Origin of the sequence: Streptomyces sp. B93, assembly GCF_018070565.1 — a bacterium.
Classification (GTDB): domain Bacteria; phylum Actinomycetota; class Actinomycetes; order Streptomycetales; family Streptomycetaceae; genus Streptomyces.
On sequence record NZ_JAGPXL010000014.1, the window covers coordinates 58,132 to 73,951 of the forward strand.

Consider the following 15,820-nt stretch of genomic DNA (forward strand, 5'->3'; position numbering starts at 1 on the left):
GACCGGTGTGTTTTAGCCCGAGTGGCCTGAGTGGCGACCGGCCCGGCGCGCACCGGCCGGAGAGCGGTGGTGCCGGCCCCTCGGCGGCCCGGCGGACTCCGCGGCCCGCTCCCGGGCCGCGCACCGCTCGGACCGGCGCAGCAGGACACGGCAGGCGGCGGTGACGGCGGCCAGCCCCAGCGCCGTACCGGCGGCACCGGCGAGCGAGGTGCCGAACGCCACCAGGACCACCGGGACGAGGACGCAGGCGAAGGCCGCCCAGCCGATGACGCCGGAGGTGGTGTCGGGTGTGGGGCGGGCTGAACGCATCGCGGGCTCCCTGGGGCGGCGGTCGTGGGGTTCAACGGCCGGTCGGGGGGTCGGTCACTGTGTGTACCGGAAGCCGCGTTGGTTGAATACGGAAGCGGCGTTGATTGAATTCTGTGCAAACCGCCTGTACGGGGCAGCAACCATTGCGTTACGGGCGTCCCCTCGTGCATGCTCCGGGGAACCCGCCGCGGCCCGTGCGCGGGATCTGGGCGAAGGAGGCGTGCCGCCGTACCCTTGGGGGTATGGGGTTGGGAAGATGATTCCCGGACACAGCTCCGCCGCACACGGTCGTCCCACCCACACAAGGATCAAAACGCCGAGACAGCCATGGCCGGTCACGAATTCTTCGAACCCGCGGACCGCAAGCGACCGCTCGCCGAACCCACGGCGGCCGATCCCCTGGCGGCGGAAGAGCCACGCCAGTCCTGCGATCCCGCCTTCAAGCACGGGGTCGTCGTCGGCTTCGACGGCTCGACCTCCAGTGAGCGTGCGCTCGCCTACGCGATCGGCATGGCCCGGCGGTCCGGCTCCGGCCTGATCATCGTGCATGTCGCCAACCGGCTGCCCACCACGGTCTGGGCGGGCTGCGAGCCCCCGGTCTTCGTGGACGTGCCGGACCACCGCACCGAGGTCCTCGGTCTCGAGCTGGCCTGTGCGGACTACCTCGCCGAGGTGCCCTGGATCCTGGTCGAGCGCGGCGGTGACATCTGTCACGAACTCGAAGAGGTGGGGCGGGAGTACGAGGCGGACGCGATCGTCGTCGGCTCCACGCACGGCATCGTGGGCCGGATCTTCGGCTCGGTGGCCGGGCGGCTCGCCAAGCGGGCGCAGCGGCCGGTCGTTGTGATTCCGTGACGTCCTGTTGGCCCAGGTGAGATGCCCCGTGGGCAGGGGCCGTCCTTCTTTCAACTCCCGTTCTTTCAACTCCCGTTCCGGGCAGCGCTTCTCCGGTTCTCCCCCGCGTGAATCTACTCGTGCGTAGAGGTGTTTGTGCCTTTGTGAAGGGCATATATCGCTCACCGCACAACTGCACATGCATGAAGGGAGCCCGCCGTGGACAACGGAGTCTCTGCGGGAAACACCACCACCGTCGTCGGCCGACTCGCGCTGGCCGTCACCCTGCTGGCCGTCGGTCTCGCCCACACCGCCGTCATCGACGGGGTGACGACCGCCGACACCCTGACGGTCGCTCAGTACGTGGGCGGCGTCGCCCTGTTCGTCGCCGGACTGCTGGCCTTCCGTGAGCACGACGCCGCGAACGGGACGGCGTTCGCCGCGCTGGGCGCGCTCTGGTTCACCTGGGCCGTCTCCGCCGACGCGGCGGCGTCCGCCAACGCGGCCGGGCTGTTCCTGCTGCTGTTCGCCCTCGTGGTGCTGTCGCTCACCCTGGCGGGGGGCGACCAGCTCGGGCAGGGCGCGTACGGGCTGTTCTTCGTGGGGTTGCTGTTGCTGGCGATCGCCCGGTTCGGGGAGAGCGAGGGGCTGGCCAAGGTCGGCGGGTGGTTCACCGTCGCGGCGGGGGCGGTGGCCTGGTACGCGGCGACGGCGGTGCTGGCGCACTGGCCGACGGGGCTTCCTCGACGCGCTGCGGGCCGGGGAGTGACGGCCACCGGTTAGCTGCGCTGGCTGGGCGGAGGTTTTGGTCCCGGCCGAGTGGAGCGGGCCCCCTGTGCCTGGTGGCAGCGCGTGGGGGCCCGTTCTGTTGTGCGGCCGGTGCGGGTCGTGGGGGGCTGGTCGCGCAGTTCCCCGCGCCCCTGAGTCGGCTGTGTGACCCGGGTGTTCCGCGTGCCCCGCGTCCTTTAGGGGGGGGACTACTCGACCGTGACCGACTTGGCGAGGTTCCTGGGCTTGTCGATGTCCCTGCCGAGGGCCAAGGCGGTGTGGTAAGCGAGGAGTTGGAGGGGGATGCCCATCAGGATGGGGTCGAGTTCGTCCTCGTTCTTGGGGACGATCAGGGTCTGGTCGGCCTTCTCCTGGTGCTGGTGGGCGACCGCCAGGATCTTGCCGCTGCGGGCCTTGATCTCCTCCATCGCGGCGCGGTTCTTCTCCAGCAGGTCGTCGTCGGGGACGATGGCGACGGTCGGCAGGGCGGGCTCGATCAGGGCCAGCGGGCCGTGCTTCAGCTCGGAGGCCGGGTAGGCCTCGGCGTGGATGTAGGAGACCTCCTTCAGCTTCAGCGAGGCCTCGCGGGCGACGGGGTAGCCGCGGACCCGGCCGATGAAGAGCATCGAGCGGGCGTCGGCGTAGGCCTTGGCCAGCTTCTCGATCTCCGCCTCCTGCTCCATGATCTCGGCGATCTGGGCGGGCAGCTTGCGCAGTCCCGCGATGATCCGCTTGCCGTCGCGGACCGAGAGGTCGCGGGTGCGGCCGAGGTGCAGGGCGAGCAGGGCGAAGGCGACCGTGGTGTTGGTGAAGCACTTGGTCGAGACCACGCAGACCTCGGGCCCCGCGTGTACGTAGATGCCGCCGTCCGCCTCGCGGGCGATCGCCGAGCCGACCACGTTGACGATGCCGAGCACCCGCGCGCCCTTGCGCTTCAGCTCCTGGACGGCCGCGAGGACGTCGTACGTCTCGCCGGACTGCGACACGGCGATGTAGAGGGTGTCGGGGTCGACGACCGCGTTGCGGTAGCGGAACTCCGAGGCGGGCTCGGCGTCCGCGGGGATGCGGGCCAGCTCCTCGATCATCTGGGCGCCGATCAGGCCCGCGTGGTACGAGGTGCCGCAGCCGAGGATCTTGACGCGGCGGATGCGGCGGGCCTCGCGGGCGTCCAGGTTGAGGCCGCCGAGGTGCACGGTGGAGAAGCGGTCGTCGATGCGGCCGCGCAGGACGCGGTCGACGGCCTCGGCCTGCTCGTGGATCTCCTTGTGCATGTAGGTGTCGTGGCCGCCCATGTCGTAGGAGGCGGCCTCCCACTCGACGGTCGTGGGCTCCGCCGTCGTGCGGGTGCCCTCCGTCGTGTAGGTGCGGAAGTCGTCGGCCTTGAGGGTGGCCATCTCGCCGTCGTCGAGGGTCACTATCTGCCGGGTGTGGGTGACCAGGGCGGCGATGTCGGAGGCGACGAACATCTCCTTCTCACCGATGCCGAGGACGACCGGGGAGCCGTTGCGGGCGACGACGATGCGGTCCGGGAAGTCGGCGTGCATCACGGCGATGCCGTAGGTGCCCTCGATGACGCGCAGCGTCTCGCGGACCTTGTCCTCCAGCTTCTCGGCCTGGGAGCGGGCGATGAGGTGGACGAGGACCTCGGTGTCGGTCTCGGAGAGGAACTCGACGCCGTCCGCCTCCAGTTTGCGGCGCAGGTCGGAGGCGTTGTCGATGATGCCGTTGTGGACGACGGCGACCTTGCCCCCGGCGTCCAGGTGCGGGTGGGCGTTGACGTCGGAGGGGGCGCCGTGGGTGGCCCAGCGGGTGTGGGCGATCCCGGTGGTGCCCTTGAAGCGGGCGGGGACCTTGGCCTCCAGGTCGCGCACCCGGCCCTTGGCCTTGACCATCTTCAGACCGGCGGCCTTGGGGGAGGTGACGACGATGCCCGCCGAGTCGTAGCCGCGGTACTCCAGGCGCTGGAGGCCCTCCAGCAGGAGGGGGGCGACGTCACGCTTCCCGATGTATCCGACGATTCCGCACATGTATGGGTGTTCCTCAGCTAGCTCGGTGTTCAGCCGTAGACGATGCGCCGCAGTTGCCTGAGGGTCAGCTCCGGCGGTGCCACGGCGCGGTATTTGAGGTCCGCCTCGATCCGTTCGAAGATCGTCGCGTTGACCAGGCCCTGGGCCTGCAACTCGCGGTGGCGGCGACGGACGTAGTCCTCGGTCGTCTCGTCGAAGTAGGCGAGCACGTCCTGGATCACCCGCAGTGCCTCGCCCCGGCTCAGGGGCGTGGACCGCGTCAGATGATCTACGAGTTCGTCGTGCACCCGGTAGATCCTGGAGTATGCGCCACGGTTTCGCAAGAATCCTGCCCGATTCCGGGCAGGTGGCGCGGGGAGGTCTACATCCGCTTCAGGGGGAGGTCTACATCCGCTCCATGGGGAAGGCCTACATCCGCTTCAGGATCGCCTGCTTGGCCAGGCTGAACTCCTCGTCCGTCAGCACGCCCGTGCGGTGCAGCTCACCCAGCTCCCGCAACCGGCGCAGCAGGGCGTCGTGGTCGTCCTCGGCGGCGGAGGGCAGGGCGCGGGGCGCCTCGGGCTCCGTCCGCCGGGCCTCGGCGGGGGCCGCCGGGTGCGGGAGGCGGGCCTGGACGGCGGCGGCGACCAGGGCCATCAGCGGGTCCTTCTTGAAGCCCCACAGGTCGACGGCGTGCGGGTCGTACTTGGGCGGGGCGGTGGTGGGGGAGTTCCGGACGGTGAAGCGGAGGTAGCCGTTCTCCAGGCCGACCGCCGGGTGCCACTCCACCGCGACGATGTCGCCGACGGCCAGGGTGCGCGGCCCGGCGGCGGACTTGGCGTCCTCGGTCTTCCAGTTCCACTCCAGCCGTATCTGCTCGCCGTCGAAGCTCACCGTGCCGTCCCCGGCGGACGCCGACAGCGGGACTGGCGGGCCGGGCAGCAGGTACTCGTCGACCGGATCGGAGGGGACCTGGTCCAGCAGCAGGGCGTTGCGGACCTCGTCCACGAAGTACTCGGCGACACCGAAGCGGTCCGAGTCCACCGTGAGCTGGTAGGGGTCGTGGGGCTCGCCGAGACGACCGCCGGTGGCGTGCAGCAGGGGGTCGGCGCCGTCCCTCAGCCTCAGCCGCAGCCGTCCGGTCCGGCGGCCGTGCTCGAAGGAGATGCCCGCCAACGCGCCCAGCGGGACGACGAGTTCGCCCAGGGTCTTGCGGAACAGGCTGACGCTCTTGTCGCGTCCGGGGGTCAGCCGCAGGGCGTCGCCGTCGAAGGCCCAGGAGCCGTCCTTCTGGAAGATTTCCGCCATGAGGGGGATTGTTTCACCGGTTTCGCGAGACAGTGGTCCAGACCTTTTGGAACTCCCCAGGTTCAGAGTCAGGCTCAGGTTCAGGAAGGGATCGTTTGTGAGACCGCTCCGACCGCACCACAGAACGCTTCGCCTTCTCGTCTCCCTGCTGCTCGTCGCCTCGGCCGGTGCCTTCGCCACCGCCGCCGCGCCCGCGGAGGGACCCCGCGCCGCACCCCTCGACCGGGTGATCCCGGCCCCCGTCTCGGCCGAGGCGGGCGGATCGCCGTACCGCGTCACCGACCGCACCCGCATCCGCGTCGACGGTCCGGCCGAGGTCCGCCGCATCGGGGACTACCTCGCGGGGGTGCTCCGGCCGTCCACCGGGTATCCGCTGCCCGTCACCAAGGGCGGCGGCGCGGACGGCATCCGGCTGCGGCTGGCCAAGGGCCCCTACGGCGCCGAGGGGTACCGCCTCGACAGCGGTCGCGGCGGCGTCACCGTCACCGCGGCGAAACCCGCCGGGCTCTTCCACGGCGTCCAGACCCTCAGGCAGCTGCTGCCCGCCGCCGTCGAGCGGGACACCGTACAGCCCGGACCGTGGCTAGTGCCCGGCGGCACCGTCCAGGACTCCCCGCGCTACGGCTGGCGCGGTGCCATGCTCGATGTCTCCCGGCACTTCTTCACCGTCGACCAGGTGAAGCGGTACATCGACCAGCTCGCCCTCTACAAGATCAACAAGCTGCATCTGCACCTCAGCGACGACCAGGGCTGGCGCATCGCCATCGACTCCTGGCCCCGCCTCGCGACCTACGGCGGCTCCACCCAGGTCGGCGGCGGCCCCGGCGGCTTCTACACCAAGGACGACTACCGGGAGATCGTCCGCCACGCCGCCTCCCGCTACCTGGAGGTCGTCCCGGAGATAGACATGCCGGGCCACACCAACGCCGCCCTCGCCTCCTACGCGGAGCTGAACTGCGACGGAGTGGCACCCCCGCTCTACACCGGCACCGCGGTCGGCTTCAGCTCGCTCTGCGTCGACAAGGAGATCACCTACGACTTCGTCGACGACGTCGTCCGGGAACTGGCCGCCCTCACCCCCGGCCGCTACCTCCACATCGGCGGCGACGAGGCGCACTCCACCAGCCACGAGGACTACGTCAGGTTCATGGAGCGGGTGCAGCCGATCGTCGCCGGGTACGGCAAGACGGTCGTCGGCTGGCACCAGCTGACCGGCGCCACCCCCGCGCCGGGCGCCCTCGCCCAGTACTGGGGCCTGGACGGCACCGCCGCCGCGGAGAAGGAACAGGTCGCGGCGGCCGCCCGCAACGGCACCGGGCTCGTCCTCTCCCCGGCCGACCGGATCTACCTCGACATGAAGTACGACGCCCGGACCCCGCTCGGGCTGTCCTGGGCGGGCTACGTCGACGTACGGCGGTCCTACGACTGGGACCCGGGCGCCTATCTGCCGGGCGCGCCCGCGTCGGCGGTCCGGGGCGTGGAGGCGCCGCTGTGGTCGGAGACCCTCGAAACCTCCGCGCACATCGAGTACATGGCCTTCCCCCGGCTGCCCGGCGTCGCCGAGCTGGGCTGGTCCCCGGCGTCCACCCACGACTGGGACGACTACCGGAGCCGGCTCGCGGCACAGGGCCCGCGGTGGGAGGCGCTGGGCGTGGACTACTACCGGGCGCCGGAGGTGCCCTGGCCGAGCGCGTAGGAAGGAGCTGACGGGTGCCCCGGAGGACCGTACTCCGGGGCACCCGTCCGTTCGGTGGGGCTCAGAACCCGGCGATCGGGTTGTGCAGGTCGCCGACCAGCTGGAGCGCGGCCGACGGGTCCGCCAGGTCCACCATCTGCTGGTTGTCGCGCAGCTGGAGCCGGTTCAGGCAGGACAGGGCGAACGTCGGGGCGAACATGTCGTACTGGGCGAACTTGTCGGCGAGTTCGGGGACCGACTGCTGGTACTCCCGGGTGATCTCGGCGACCGTGCGCCAGAAGTCGTCCTCCGTCAGGATGCCCTCGCCGGCGAGGTTCGCCGCGAGGAAGCGGAAGAAGCAGTCGAAGACGTCCGTGAAGACCGACAGCAGCTTCATGTCGTCCGGGACCTCTGCGCGGATGCGCTGGACCTCGGGCGGCAGCACCGCGTCCGGGTCCATGACGACGATCTCCTCGGCGATGTCCTTGTAGATCGCCCGCTCCACGGCCCCGTCCTTCAGGGCGAGGATCACGTTCTCGCCGTGCGGCATGTAGACGAGGTCGTAGGCGTAGAAGCTGTGCAGGAGCGGGGTGTAGTAGGCGCGCAGGTAGCGGCGCAGCCACTCCACCGGGGTCAGGCCCGAGCGTTCGATCAGGGCGCCCGCGAAGGACGCGCCCTCGTGGTCGACGTGCAGGAGGGACGCCATGGTCGCGAGGGTCTCGCCGTCCTTCAGGGACGCCACCGGGCTCTCCCGCCACAGCGCGGCCAGCATCTTGCGGTACGGCGAGTAGCGGTCGGTCGCCTTCTCGTACTCCAGGTGCCGGTAGCCGACGGCGGCCCGCTCACGGATGATCGTCAGGCCCGTGTCCTTGAGGACGGGGTCGTTCTCGATGAGCTGGGCGAGCCAGTCGTTGATGGCCGGGGTCGCCTCCATGTAGGCGGCCGACAGTCCGCGCATGAAGCCCATGTTGACGACGGACAGGGCCGTCTTGACGTAGTGCTTCTCGGGGCTGGTGGTGTTGAAGAAGGTCCGGATCGACTGCTGGGCCAGGTACTCGTCGTCGCCCTCGCCGAGGCAGACCAGGTGCCGGCGGGCGACCTCGGCGGCGAAGGTGACGGTGAGCTTGTTCCACCACTGCCAGGGGTGGACGGGGATGAGCAGGTAGTCGGCGGGGTCCAGGCCCTTCTCGCGCAGGGTGCCGTGGAAGCGGGCGACCGTCGCCTCGCCCAGCTCCTGGCGGACGAAGGACTCGTACTCGATGCCGACCCCGGCCGTGAACGCGGCGCGGGAGCGGTGGGCGGCCAGCCAGACGAGGCGGACGGGACTCGCGGTCTCGGGGGCGTACGACAGGTACTCGTGGATGCCGAAGCCGAGCCGTCCGTTGTTGGCGACGAAGCAGGGGTGGCCCTCGGTCATGCCGGTCTCGATGGCCTGGAACCCGGACGCCGCCAGCTCGGCGGCCGTGACCTGCGGTTTGGCGAGCTTGTAGCAGGTGCCGGAGAGGGTGGAGGAGATCTCCTCCAGGTACACCGGGAGGATCGCGTCGCTCAGGCCCAGGGAGGTCCTCAGCTCGATGAGGAAGTCCAGGGCGGTGAGCGGGAGTTCGGCGCCGCCCTCGCCGTGACGGGTGATCGAGTCGGCGTCCACCTGCCAGTGGTCCAGGGCGCGGCGGGTGGCGGTGAAGCGGTAGTGGGTCAGGCCGTCGTCGCTGCGGACGGTCCAGCGGCCGTCTTCGTGCTCTGGTGTGATCAGGCGCTCGTGGGCGAACTCCGCGAGGGCCTTGCGGACCAGGAGGCGGTTGGCCCGCTCCCAGTGCTCGGGGGAGAGGTGGCTGACGGCGTCGGCGAGGTGCGTCATGCGTTCGCCACCGCCTTCTCGAACTGCTCGCGCGTGCAGAAGCTGAGCAGCGCCCGCTTCTCCGGCTTCTGGATCTCCCGCTCGGGAACGAAGCCGACGGCCTCGTTCAGCGTGTGGACGGCCTTGTTGGAGACGTCCGGCTCGACGACGACCCGCTCGGTCGCCGGGTCCTCGAACAGGTGGGCCATCACGGCGGTGATGACGGCGCGGGTGAAGCCGTGCACGGGCCGGTCGGTGGGGGCGACCAGGAAGTGCATGCCGACGTCCCCGGGGAGCGGTTCGTACAGGCCGACCAGTTCCCGGTGGGCCGGGTCGTACTTCTCCATCAGGAACGCGGGGACGCCGTCGTGCAGGCCGAGCAGGGCGTGGTGGTGCTCGTCGGCGGCGATCTCCATGTACGCGCGCTCGACGTCCTCCAGCCGGGCGTCCTGCATCATCCAGAAGGCCGCCTTGGGGTGCGTGACCCAGGAGTGCAGCAGCCCGGCGTCCTTGAGGGGGTCGAGGGGGCGCAGGGTGAGGGTGCCGATCCCTGCGGTGGTGCGGGTGGTCATACGGAGAACTCCTGGAACGCGATCGACTTCTCGACCGGGTAGTACTCGCTGCCGAGCAGCTCACGGATGATGCAGCTGTTGCGGTAGGGGCCCATGCCCAGGTCGGGTGAGGTGATGCTGTGGGTGTGGACCCCGGCGTTCTGGAGGAAGACGCCTCTGCCGGTGACGTCGATGGCGTAGTCGCGGGTGACGTCGAAGCGGCCGTGGGAGTCGAAGCGCAGGCGGTCGTGGACCGGGGCGAGGAAGGCGGGCGGGGCGTAGTGGTAGCCGGTGGCCAGGACCAGGCCCTCGGTGGTGATCTCGAAGTCCTTGCCCTGTTCGTCCTGGTGGAAGCCGAGCGTGTACGTGCCGTCCTCGTACCGGGCGGTGCGGAGGGTGGAGTTGGTGAGCAGACGGGTGGGGACCGGGCGGTCGCCGCTCTCGACGTCCTTCTGGTAGAGCAGGTCGAAGATCGCGTCGATGAGGTCGGAGTTGATGCCCTTGAACAGGCCCTTCTGCTGCTTCTCCAGCCGGTAGCGGGTGTCCTCGGGCAGCGCGCGGAAGTAGTCGATGTAGTCCGGGGACGTCATCTCCAGGGTCAGCTTGGTGTACTCGAGGGGGAAGAAGCGCGGGGAGCGGGTGACCCAGTTGAGCTGGTAGCCGTGGACGTCGATCTCGGCGAGGAGTTCGTGGTAGATCTCGGCGGCGCTCTGTCCGCTGCCGACGATCGTGATCGACTCGCTCTTCTGGAGTTCCGCCTTGCGGTGCATGTACTCGGCGGTGTGCAGCAGGCCGTCGCCGCCCAGGTCCCGGCAGGGCTCGGGGAGGTAGGGGACGGTGCCGGTGCCGAGGACGAGGTGGCGGGCGCGGTAGGTGTCACCGGCGGCGGTCGTGACGACGTACAGGTCGTCCTCGTACGTCACCTCCGTGACCGTGGTGCTGAAGCGGATGCTGCTCAGCTTGGCGGCGGCCCAGCGGCAGTAGTCGTCGTACTCGACGCGCAGGGGGTAGAAGTTCTCGCGGATGTAGAACGGGTAGAGCCTGCCCTTCTCCTTCAGGTAGTTGAGGAAGGAGTAGGGGGAGGTCGGGTCGGCGAGGGTGACCAGGTCCGACATGAACGGGGTCTGGAGGTGGGCGCCGTCCAGGAACATCCCGGCGTGCCACTCGAAGTCGGGCTTCGACTCCAGGAAGACGCCGTCGAGTTCGTCGATGGGCTCGGTGAGGCAGGCCAGGCCGAGGTTGAAGGGGCCGAGTCCGATGCCCACGAAGTCGTAGGTGCGGTCCGTGGTGTCAGCAAGCGCGGTCAAGGGACTCTCCCAGGTACTGCTCGGCGTGGCCGGCGATGAGATCGAGTACGGCGGCGATGTCGGACGCCTTCGTCTCGGGGTTGAGCAGGGTGAACTTCAGGTAGTGGCGGCCGTTCACCTTGGTGCCCGCGACGATGGCGGCGCCGGAGGCGAACAGGGCCTTGCGGGCGTAGAGGTTGGCCCGGTCGATCTCGGCGGGGTCGGTGACGGCCGCCGGGACGTAGCGGAAGACGAGGGTGGACAGGGTGGGCTCGACGACGACGTCGTAGCGCGGGTCGGCGGCGAGCAGGTCGTGGCCCTCGGCGGCCAGGTCGCAGACCTCGTCGAAGAGCTGGCCGATGCCGTCGGCGCCCATCACGCGCAGGGTCATCCACAGCTTGAGCGCGTCGAAGCGGCGGGTGGTCTGGAGGGACTTGTCCACCTGGTTGGGGATACGTTCCTGCACCATCCGGCGCGGGTTGAGGTACTCCGCGTGGTAGGTGGCGTGCCGCAGGGTGGCGGCGTCCCGGACCAGCACGGCGGAGGAACTCACCGGCTGGAAGAAGGACTTGTGGTAGTCGACGGTGACCGAGTCGGCGCGCTCGATGCCCTCCAGCAGGGAGCGGCGGGTGCGGGAGGTGAGCAGTCCGCAGCCGTAGGCGGCGTCGACGTGCAGCCACGCGCCGAACTGGGCGCACAGCTCGGCGACCTCGGGCAGCGGGTCGATGGAGCCGAAGTCGGTGGTGCCCGCGGTGGCGACGACGGCCATGGGGACGAGGCCGTCCGCGGCGCAGCGCTCCAGCTCGTGGGCGAGCGCCACGGTCTGCATGCGCTGGTCGTGGTCGACGGGGACGACGACCACGGCGTCCTGGCCGAGACCGAGCAGTTTCGCGGACTTCTTCACGCTGAAGTGGCTGGCCTCGGAGGCGAAGACGCGCAGGCTGCCGAGGTCCTTGGTCTTGGCCTCCTCGCGGGCGAGCAGCAGCGCCTGGAGGTTGGACTGGGTGCCGCCGGAGGTGAACACGCCGTCGGCGGCCGGGCCGAGGCCGATGCGGTCGGCGGTCCAGTCGATCAGTTTGCGCTCGATGAGGGTGCCGCCCGCGGACTGGTCCCAGGTGTCGAGCGAGGAGTTGACGGCGGAGAGGATCGCCTCGCCGAGCACGGCCGGGATGACGACCGGGCAGTTGAGGTGGGCGAGGTAGCGGGGGTGGTGGAAGTAGACCGCGTCCCGGAGGTAGACCTCCTCCAGTTCGTCGAGGGCCGCCGCGGTGTCGTTCAGGGGGCGGTCGAGGTCGATCTGCTCGAGGCGGGGGGTGAGGTCGTCGACCGTCACTCCGGTGAACGGCCGGTCGGTGGTGGCGAGTTTGGCCGCCACCCGCTCCACTCCCTCGGTCACGGAGCGGCGGTAGTGCTCCGCGGTCGTGTCATTGAGCAGGTGCGAGCGCATGTGGGGGTCCTCCGGTGGGGACAGTCCGGGTCTCAAGGGGGATCGACTTAGGTAAGCCTAACCTAATTAACTTGCGGGAAACGCGGCCTCATGCGTGACTGCCGTCACGTTGAACAACAGCCGTGACACGGAGAGTTGCCGCTTATGGCCTACTCGCCCTGCTCGCGGAGCTGTTCCTCCGTCAGCCCCTGCCGCCAGTACCCCACGAAGGCCACCCGGCGGCGGTCGACGCCGCGCTCGCCCACGAAGTGACGGCGCAGCTCCTTCATGCGGCCGGACTCGCCCGCGATCCAGACGTACGGGGCCTCGGCGGCGGGGAGCCGGGCGGCGCGGATGGCGTCGACGGCCGTGGGAGACCCGTCGTCGCCGGTGATGAGCCAGGTGATGTCCGCGTCCGCCGCCACCGTCAGCTCCTGTACGTCGTCGGCGTGCTGCGCCTCCAGCCAGGCGACGGCGCGGGTGCCGGACGGCAGCGACTCCAGGATCGCGGAGGCGGCGGGTACGGCGGTCTCGTCGCCCCACACCACCACCAGGTCGGTGTCCTCGGGCGGCCGGAACCGGATCGCCCGGTTGTCGGCGATCGCCGGGCCGATCAGCCGGACCCGGTCGCCGGGACCCGCCTGGGCCGCCCAGCGGGAGGCGGGGCCCGCGGGGACGGCCGCGTCCGGCTCGACGCCGTGCAGCACGAAGTCGATGTCGATCTCCGTGGTCGCCCCGTCGGTGTCCCGGCGCAGCTCCCGCAGCGTGTACGAGCGCATCACCGCCCGCTCCTCGGCCGGGAGGGCCATCCAGGCCTGCCACCAGTCGTCGCCCTCCTCGACCGGCACCACCGGCTCCTCCTGGCCCGGGTGCGGCAGGAACAGCGACAGGGACTGGTCGAGGCCGTCGGAGCGGAAGTCCCGCAGCTCGGGCCCGGCGAAGGTGATCCGGACCAGGGACGGGCCGAGCCGCCTCGTCCGTACGACCTGGAGGGAGAAGAAACGGAACGGGGCGGCTACGGCCGTGGACATGCGATGACTCCTGATGTGACGTCAGGGGGCTTTGTGCGGACGCGGTACGCGGGTCAGCTGACCTTCTTGGCGTTCTCCAGCGCCTCGGCCAGGGCCTCCACCAGCGGGGCGCACTTGTCGTAGGAGAGGATCGGCTCCGCGGAGCGGGCGATGACCTGGCCGGCCTTGACCGCGGGCAGCTTCTTCCAGGTGCCCTCGGTGATGTCGGCGGGCTGGATGGCGGAGGTGCGGTCGTCCATCATGATGATGTCCGCGTCGTACTTGTCGACGTTCTCCCAGCTCAGCGACTCGAACCAGCCGCCGCCCTCGGCCTTGGCGTCCTCCGGCGGCTCGACGAAGTTCACGCCGAGGGCCTTGAAGTACTCCAGGTCGACCGAGAGGTTGGTGCCGGAGACGTAGAAGATGTCCTGGCTCGCGGAGCCCGCCATCACCTTGAGGTCCGGCTTGGCCTTGGCGGCGGCGCGCAGCCGGGCCGAGGCGTCCTCGAAGCGCTTCTTCGCCTCGGTGATCTTCGACGAGGTCACGTCCGCGCCCAGCGACTTGGCGAGGTCCAGCATGCGCTGGAGCGGCTCGGTCAGCTGACGGTCGTAGACGGAGACGCCGACGCTCGGGGCGCCCACGGCGAGGATCTTGTCCTTGGACTCGTCCGGGACGTACCAGAGGGTGCCCTGGTCGTCGAACATCGTGGAGACCAGCAGGTCCGGGGTGAGGGAGACGTACTTCTCGATGTTGAACTGGCCCCACTCGTTGCCGAGTATCTCGACCTTGCTGATGTCCATGTCACCGGCCTGGACGTCCGCCTTGCCGTCGGCGGTCTCGGTCGGGCCGAAGACGCCCTTGACCTCGATGCCGTAGTCGTAGAGCGCGGCGGCGACGCCGGTGAACGCGACGATGTTCGCGGGGACCTTGTCGGCCTTCGCCGTCTCGCCGCGGTCGTCCTTGAACGTCCAGGGGCCGGACTCCTTGCCGGAGGCCGTCGCGTCCGCGCCACCGCTGTTCGTGTCTTCGTCGCCGCAGGCTGCGAGCACGGCGCCGAGGCCGAGGGCGCCGCCCGCGGCGAGGATGCCGCGGCGGGTGAGGTGGGTGGCACGGGCGTTGGACATGGGCGTGACTGCTTTCGAACAGGGCGGGGCGCCCGCCGGACAATTCGAAGGTAGGTTAGCCTAACCTCAGATCTTGTCCAGGGTCTGGGGGCCCTGACGGTGCGTGGTGTGGATCACTGCCCCGTGTGTGACACAGTCGTCCGATGCCCACGCCATCCGGCAACTCCCCTCCCCCCGGCGGGCGGAGCGCGCTGCGGACCTGGGCGCTGCCCGTGGTCCTGAATCTCGCGGTCGGGGTCGTGGCCGTCGTCCCGCTGGCCTTCCTGTGGTTCTTTCTGGCCAACTTCCCCCTCGCGGCCCTGGGGCTCACCAGCCGGGAACCCACGGAGAACGACGGCATGCTGCCATGGGCGCTCCTGCTGGTGCCGATGTGGACGCTGCTGCTCGCGCTGTGGGGTTCGCTCAACGCGTGGCTGCGGGACGGGCGCGCCGTGCCGGGGCGGCGGTACTGGGGGGTCAGCGCGGCCCTGCTGCTGGGCCCGACGGCGGCCCTGGCCGGTGTCCTGGCCGCCGTCGGGTGAAGGTCAGCCCGCCAGCCCCAGTTCCCGGGCGATCAGCATCCGCTGGACCTCGCTGGTGCCCTCGCCGATTTCCAGGATCTTGGAGTCGCGCCACATGCGGGCGACCGGGTACTCGTTCATGAAGCCGTAGCCGCCGTGGATCTGGGTGGCGTCGCGGGCGTTGTCGACGGCGATCGTGGAGGAGTGCAGCTTCGCGAGGGCGGCCTCCTTCTTGAAGGGCTCACCGGCGACCAGCCGGGACGCCGCGTCGCGCCAGGCGAGGCGGGCGGTGTGGGCGCGCATCTCCATGTCGGCGAGCTTGAACTGGATGGCCTGGTTGGCGCCGATCGGGCGGCCGAAGGCGTGCCGTTCCTTCGCGTAGCGGACCGACTCGTCGACGCAGCCCTGCGCCAGGCCCGTGGCCAGCGCCGCGATCGCGATGCGGCCCTCGTCGAGGATGCGCAGGAACTGCGCGTACCCGCGGCCCTCCTCGCCGAGCAGGTTGGCGGCCGGGACCCGGACATCGGTGAAGGACAGCTCACGGGTGTCGGAGGCGTTCCAGCCGACCTTGGAGTAGGCGGGCGCCACCGTGAACCCGGGCGTGCCCGACGGGACGATGATCGAGGAGATCCGCGGCTTGCCCTCCGGGGTGCGGTCGGTGACCGCGGTGACCGTCACCAGGCCGGTGATGTCCGTACCGGAGTTGGTGATGAAGCACTTGGTGCCGTTGATGACCCATTCGTCCGTCTCCGGGTCCAGGCGGGCCGTCGTCCGGGTCGCGCCCGCGTCCGAGCCGCCGTCCGGCTCGGTCAGGCCGAACGCGCCGAGGACCTCGCCGGAGCAGAGGCGGGGCAGCCACTTCTCCTTCTGCTCCCTGGTCCCGAACAGGTGGATCGGCATCGCGCCCAGCGAGACGCCCGCCTCCAGGGTGATGGCGACCGAGGAGTCCACCCGGGCCAGCTCCTCCAGGGCGATGCCCAGGGCGAGGTAGTCGCCGCCCATCCCGCCGTACTCCTCGGGGAAGGGGAGCCCGAACAGGCCCATGCGGCCCATCTCCCGGACGATCTCGTACGGGAACTCGTGCCGCTCGTAGTAGTCGCCGATCTTGGGGGCGACCACGTCGTGCGCGAACTCCTCGACGGTGCGGCGGAGTTCTTCCAGCTCGGGGGAGAGACGGTGGTCCATG

General features: G+C 70.2%; 15 protein-coding genes. 4 read left to right on the forward strand and 11 right to left on the reverse strand.

Annotated elements, in window-relative coordinates; all coding sequences use genetic code 11:
* Positions 1–12: 12 nt before the first annotated feature.
* Entirely contained in the window at positions 13–309 is a 297-nt protein-coding gene (locus tag KBY47_RS16225) for a hypothetical protein (RefSeq protein ID WP_210921829.1), read from the reverse strand.
* A 327-nt stretch (positions 310–636) separates the two neighbouring features.
* Between KBY47_RS16225 and KBY47_RS16230 the strand changes: the two genes are divergently transcribed.
* Both KBY47_RS16230 and KBY47_RS16235 read left to right on the forward strand, forming a co-directional pair.
* Positions 637–1,164 carry a universal stress protein gene (locus tag KBY47_RS16230; RefSeq protein ID WP_210921830.1) on the forward strand — a complete coding sequence of 176 codons (528 nt, stop codon included), beginning with the start codon at positions 637–639 and terminating at the stop codon, positions 1,162–1,164.
* Between the two features lie 198 nt (positions 1,165–1,362).
* A complete protein-coding gene (locus tag KBY47_RS16235) occupies positions 1,363–1,926 on the forward strand; it encodes a GPR1/FUN34/YaaH family transporter (RefSeq protein WP_210921831.1) in 564 nt (187 codons plus the stop codon).
* A gap of 194 nt (positions 1,927–2,120) precedes the next feature.
* On the opposite strand, the gene glmS is transcribed toward KBY47_RS16235, so the two are convergent.
* The 3 genes from glmS to KBY47_RS16250 form a co-directional block, all read right to left on the reverse strand.
* On the reverse strand, positions 2,121–3,938 hold the full coding sequence (glmS, locus tag KBY47_RS16240) for a glutamine--fructose-6-phosphate transaminase (isomerizing) (RefSeq protein ID WP_210921832.1): 1,818 nt from the start codon (positions 3,936–3,938) through the stop codon (positions 2,121–2,123).
* A gap of 29 nt (positions 3,939–3,967) precedes the next feature.
* Positions 3,968–4,225 (reverse strand): hypothetical protein, encoded by a 258-nt coding sequence (locus tag KBY47_RS16245; RefSeq protein ID WP_210921833.1) that lies wholly within the window; start codon positions 4,223–4,225, stop codon positions 3,968–3,970.
* Between the two features lie 121 nt (positions 4,226–4,346).
* On the reverse strand, positions 4,347–5,225 hold the full coding sequence (locus KBY47_RS16250) for a DUF4429 domain-containing protein (RefSeq protein ID WP_210921834.1): 879 nt from the start codon (positions 5,223–5,225) through the stop codon (positions 4,347–4,349).
* Positions 5,226–5,322: 97 nt separating this feature from the next.
* On the opposite strand from KBY47_RS16250, the gene KBY47_RS16255 reads away from it, so the two are divergent.
* Entirely contained in the window at positions 5,323–6,921 is a 1,599-nt protein-coding gene (locus KBY47_RS16255; protein ID WP_210921835.1) for a beta-N-acetylhexosaminidase, read from the forward strand.
* 61 nt (positions 6,922–6,982) lie between these two features.
* Here KBY47_RS16255 and KBY47_RS16260 read toward each other — a convergent pair whose 3' ends face one another.
* The 6 genes from KBY47_RS16260 to KBY47_RS16285 form a co-directional block, all read right to left on the reverse strand.
* A complete protein-coding gene (locus KBY47_RS16260; RefSeq protein WP_210921836.1) occupies positions 6,983–8,758 on the reverse strand; it encodes an IucA/IucC family siderophore biosynthesis protein in 1,776 nt (591 codons plus the stop codon).
* On the reverse strand, positions 8,755–9,309 hold the full coding sequence (locus tag KBY47_RS16265; RefSeq protein WP_210921837.1) for a GNAT family N-acetyltransferase: 555 nt from the start codon (positions 9,307–9,309) through the stop codon (positions 8,755–8,757). The genes KBY47_RS16260 and KBY47_RS16265 overlap by 4 nt, the downstream gene beginning before the upstream one ends.
* Positions 9,306–10,595 (reverse strand): lysine N(6)-hydroxylase/L-ornithine N(5)-oxygenase family protein, encoded by a 1,290-nt coding sequence (locus KBY47_RS16270; protein WP_210921838.1) that lies wholly within the window; start codon positions 10,593–10,595, stop codon positions 9,306–9,308. Before KBY47_RS16270 ends, KBY47_RS16265 begins: the two co-directional genes overlap by 4 nt.
* Positions 10,579–12,021, reverse strand: a complete 1,443-nt coding sequence (desA, locus tag KBY47_RS16275; RefSeq protein ID WP_210921839.1) for a lysine decarboxylase DesA — start codon at positions 12,019–12,021, stop codon at positions 10,579–10,581. The genes KBY47_RS16270 and desA overlap by 17 nt, the downstream gene beginning before the upstream one ends.
* Before the next feature lie 149 nt (positions 12,022–12,170).
* Positions 12,171–13,031, reverse strand: a complete 861-nt coding sequence (locus KBY47_RS16280; RefSeq protein ID WP_210921840.1) for a siderophore-interacting protein — start codon at positions 13,029–13,031, stop codon at positions 12,171–12,173.
* A gap of 53 nt (positions 13,032–13,084) precedes the next feature.
* A complete protein-coding gene (locus KBY47_RS16285) occupies positions 13,085–14,134 on the reverse strand; it encodes an ABC transporter substrate-binding protein (protein WP_210921841.1) in 1,050 nt (349 codons plus the stop codon).
* A 143-nt stretch (positions 14,135–14,277) separates the two neighbouring features.
* On the opposite strand from KBY47_RS16285, the gene KBY47_RS16290 reads away from it, so the two are divergent.
* Positions 14,278–14,655, forward strand: coding sequence for a hypothetical protein (locus KBY47_RS16290; protein ID WP_210921842.1), 378 nt, complete (start codon positions 14,278–14,280; stop codon positions 14,653–14,655).
* Between the two features lie 3 nt (positions 14,656–14,658).
* Here the strand turns inward: KBY47_RS16290 and KBY47_RS16295 are convergent, their stop codons facing one another.
* Complete coding sequence (locus KBY47_RS16295; RefSeq protein ID WP_210921843.1) at positions 14,659–15,819, reverse strand: acyl-CoA dehydrogenase family protein; 1,161 nt, start codon at positions 15,817–15,819, stop codon at positions 14,659–14,661.
* Position 15,820: the final 1 nt, after the last annotated feature.